The organism is Mesomycoplasma ovipneumoniae SC01, assembly GCF_000218525.1.
Lineage (GTDB): Bacteria > Bacillota_I > Bacilli_A > Mycoplasmatales > Metamycoplasmataceae > Mesomycoplasma > Mesomycoplasma ovipneumoniae_A.
The window spans coordinates 1-4,827 of record NZ_AFHO01000018.1; the positions used below are offsets into that span (position 1 = coordinate 1).

A 4,827-nucleotide genomic window follows, 5' to 3' on the forward strand; every position below is an offset into this window, starting at 1 on the left:
CGAAAATTATTATGATTATAATTTACAGTTTTGCCTGAAAATCCGTTTCGCTTATTCGGTCTATGCACGCCTTTTTTGTTTCGGTTGCGTGTTTCATAGCCTAAATGTTGGTTCATTCTGCATTTAAGAGTGTCTCTCAACAAAATTTTATAAATATGCGAAATTTCGTTGTGAAAATCTTCTTTTTTTAATTTTTTATAATCAGCGTATTTGTCAACAATTTTCTTAGCTTCTAACTCAAATGGTGATAATGTTTTTTGCTGTTTTTCATATTTTGGTCCTTTATGATAAATTTTATCAAAATAGATTTACTTTAAAAACACAAAATATTTAATATTACTTGGCGACCCTGTTTTAAATACTAAAAGCAAAGTAATTGGGATAATGACTTTTCGCCTTATAAATGAAAAACCAGTTGAAGGTATTTCTTTTTTTGTGCCTTCAAGCAATATAAAAGAATTTTTAAATTCAAATTAAATTTTTAATTTTCTAAATTATTAACTATCAAATCCATTAGATAAATATAGTCAAAGTTATTAAAATTTGTGATTAGGATTTACTCTAATAAAAAATTGTACAGTGCAAAAACTTGGTTAATTGGGGTATAAAGTCATATCTTCTAAACCGATGCAATTATAATTCCAATTAGTATTAATCATAAGGTTATCATTATCAAAACTTGTGCTAGTGATCTATTCATTTGCGCGTCATCCTCATTTATTGAAAAAGGGTTTGCTTTGTTTAATTTAGTGCCTGTTCGTGTTTGTTTATATGGTATTAGATATAATATTGTTTTACTCTAGTAAGAAATTTCGCAGCACTGAAATAATATGCCATAAGTGGTAACATGTTGGTAGAGCCATTTTATTCGATTAATAAATTCTATAGCGCAAGAACAGCGGCATTTTAAGGCCCCCTTGTCTAAATGTTGCTTTATTCTAATAAAATATTCTGCCATACAATAACTATACTTGTTCTTGCGTCTTGCCTTGTAGTATTCATCTTTTACTCTAAAAAGCAATTTTAATTCACACAAACATGCTTTTTTCATAGGCCTCCTCGATGTCTTAAGTTTTACTCTAGTAAGAAACTGTACAGCACAAAAACAAAGCGTGAGTTTGAAAACTTTATTGCTTTGTTTTACTCTAGTAAGAAACTGTACAGCACAAAAACTGCATCTAAATCTTTTTCATTCAAAATTGTTTTACTCTAGTAAGAAATTGTACAGCACAAAAACTTATCACTAATTTGGTTAATAAGTTCAATTGTTTTACTCTAGTAAGAAATTGTACAGCACAAAAACGAAAATCTGTTTTGTAACCTGTTCTAATTCGTTTTACTCTAGTAAGAAATTGTACAGCACAAAAACTAATCAAATATGGTATTAGTATTACTGATAGTTTTACTCTAGTAAGAAATTGTACAGCACAAAAACCATGAAAAACGGCAGTTTACTTAGACAATAGTTTTACTCTAGTAAGAAATTGTACAGCACAAAAACTATGGTCAATTTTTAAATTATCAAGCTTTTGTTTTACTCTAGTAAGAAATTGTACAGCACAAAAACTTCGGCAGATCAAAAAACTTTGGATTATAAAGTTTTACTCTAGTAAGAAATTGTACAGCACAAAAACTTGACAATTTGACTAAAAAATATCATAACTGTTTTACTCTAGTAAGAAATTGTACAGCACAAAAACTACCCTAATTACCTAGTTTTTGCCCTTTTAGTTTTACTCTAGTAAGAAATTGTACAGCACAAAAACCAGCGGGATTTCAACATCTTTTAAGCGACGGTTTTACTCTAGTAAGAAATTGTACAGCACAAAAACATGATTAAGTAATTTATCGTAACTTCAAACGTTTTACTCTAGTAAGAAATTGTACAGCACAAAAACTGACCCTAAGTTTGATTTTCCAACAATTAAGTTTTACTCTAGTAAGAAATTGTACAGCACAAAAACACATTTATTAGAATTATTTAAAGCATTATCGTTTTACTCTAGTAAGAAATTGTACAGCACAAAAACTTTGTGTATGCCCGAAAATGAACTACACTAGTTTTACTCTAGTAAGAAATTGTACAGCACAAAAACCTAAAGTAACTTGTTTAAAATTTCCTAATAGTTTTACTCTAGTAAGAAATTGTACAGCACAAAAACCTTTATTTTTGTAGTCTTCGTTTCAATTTGGTTTTACTCTAGTAAGAAATTGTACAGCACAAAAACGTGTTTTTGACAATAATTTTCAATCACCTCGTTTTACTCTAGTAAGAAATTGTACAGCACAAAAACTAATTTCCTTATAAAAAACATCTTGTGCTTGTTTTACTCTAGTAAGAAATTGTACAGCACAAAAACATAGCCTTAACAAAAATTGACTATATGTTCAGTTTTACTCTAGTAAGAAATTGTACAGCACAAAAACATTCAGACCTATGTCTCGGGTATTTTCTAAGTTTTACTCTAGTAAGAAATTGTACAGCACAAAAACACGCTGCTAATATACTAACCGAATTATCAAGTTTTACTCTAGTAAGAAATTGTACAGCACAAAAACAAGTGCGATATCGACTTTGTATACAAAGTTGTTTTACTCTAGTAAGAAATTGTACAGCACAAAAACTCTATTTTGTAATTATTTTTTTGAGCGAGTGTTTTACTCTAGTAAGAAATTGTACAGCACAAAAACATTTAATGACTATGAGGTTGTTTTTTTTGACGTTTTACTCTAGTAAGAAATTGTACAGCACAAAAACTATGTTTTGGTCAACTTTATTTTGTAAATAGTTTTACTCTAGTAAGAAATTGTACAGCACAAAAACGAAACTCGCGATTGGTACGACGAAAATACAGTTTTACTCTAGTAAGAAATTGTACAGCACAAAAACCTCGAGAGACATTATTTTTTGTTATTTTTAGTTTTACTCTAGTAAGAAATTGTACAGCACAAAAACTATATTATTTTTTATATCACTCTCGTGTTTGTTTTACTCTAGTAAGAAATTGTACAGCACAAAAACATTTCCAAAAACAACAAGAGTCTATTCAATGTTTTACTCTAGTAAGAAATTGTACAGCACAAAAACTTGAAGATCATCAAGTTTGACTACAATGAAGTTTTACTCTAGTAAGAAATTGTACAGCACAAAAACTAGTCTTTGAGCAAATGCCTCTCTTGTGGGGGTTTTACTCTAGTAAGAAATTGTACAGCACAAAAACACTTGTCGGCGCCGATTTGGAAGTCTTAGAGTTTTACTCTAGTAAGAAATTGTACAGCACAAAAACAGTTAAGGAAAACAAACTCGAAAAAATTATGTTTTACTCTAGTAAGAAATTGTACAGCACAAAAACAGGCTGTTTAGTATAATTTTGGAAAAGTACGTTTTACTCTAGTAAGAAATTGTACAGCACAAAAACATAATTATACCATAAAAATAAAATTTTTATGTTTTACTCTAGTAAGAAATTGTACAGCACAAAAACAAAATTAAAGCAAAAAGAATTTACTATGAAGTTTTACTCTAGTAAGAAATTGTACAGCACAAAAACTATTGGGCAAATAATTTTTTTAATTCTCAAGTTTTACTCTAGTAAGAAATTGTACAGCACAAAAACAGAAAATTGAGAGTCGTCTTCTATAATTATGTTTTACTCTAGTAAGAAATTGTACAGCACAAAAACATTGAGTTAAATATTCCAGATTCAAATAGTGTTTTACTCTAGTAAGAAATTGTACAGCACAAAAACACTCTTGGCACGTAATTTTGTTAGATTTGCGTTTTACTCTAGTAAGAAATTGTACAGCACAAAAACTCGCGGTTTTCATAGTAAATTCTTTTTGCTGTTTTACTCTAGTAAGAAATTGTACAGCACAAAAACTGAGTCTCAGATAAATAAAAATCTGATATAGTTTTACTCTAGTAAGAAATTGTACAGCACAAAAACGGGGACTTACAATTATTTAAAAATCAAAAAGTTTTACTCTAGTAAGAAATTGTACAGCACAAAAACTAATTATTTTTTGGTTTTTTTGACTCAGGAGTTTTACTCTAGTAAGAAATTGTACAGCACAAAAACTGGATTTAAAAAAACTAAGAGTTCAGCAAATGTTTTACTCTAGTAAGAAATTGTACAGCACAAAAACGTGGTCTGCCGCCTTACCATTCGCTCGCGTGTTTTACTCTAGTAAGAAATTGTACAGCACAAAAACGGTGCTGTGCCGCCTGCTATTTTGTATATTGTTTTACTCTAGTAAGAAATTGTACAGCACAAAAACAGGCAAAATATGGGGCAAAACAAAGGTTAGGTTTTACTCTAGTAAGAAATTGTACAGCACAAAAACAACTGAAAAGACTACATTGCTACAATTCAAGTTTTACTCTAGTAAGAAATTGTACAGCACAAAAACTCTTCTTTAATATACTTATAAGCGTTTATCGTTTTACTCTAGTAAGAAATTGTACAGCACAAAAACAGCATAATTTTGTTCCTTTTTCAAATGTATGTTTTACTCTAGTAAGAAATTGTACAGCACAAAAACCGCCTTTACTTGCCCTTTGCTTCTTTTTTAGTTTTACTCTAGTAAGAAATTGTACAGCACAAAAACCTTAGATAATGTTTTTGCTTCACCTTCGGTGTTTTACTCTAGTAAGAAATTGTACAGCACAAAAACGAGAAATGAAATTAGCAGAATCACTAATTGAGTTTTACTCTAGTAAGAAATTGTACAGCACAAAAACGACTATTTTGTTTATTATACCAAGATAAAGTTTTACTCTAGTAAGAAATTGTACAGCACAAAAACAAGGCTGCATATTCGGTTTTA

At 29.6% G+C, this 4,827-nt stretch carries 1 pseudogene and 1 CRISPR repeat array; the pseudogene reads right to left on the bottom strand.

Features of this window, described 5'->3' with window-relative positions:
• Positions 1-217 (bottom strand): annotated as a pseudogene (locus MOSC01_RS05015) (IS256 family transposase); the annotation flags it as partial.
• 854 nt (positions 218-1,071) lie between these two features.
• Positions 1,072-4,806: direct repeats of the CRISPR family, unit length 36 nt; unit sequence GTTTTACTCTAGTAAGAAATTGTACAGCACAAAAAC.
• Positions 4,807-4,827 lie beyond the last annotated feature (21 nt).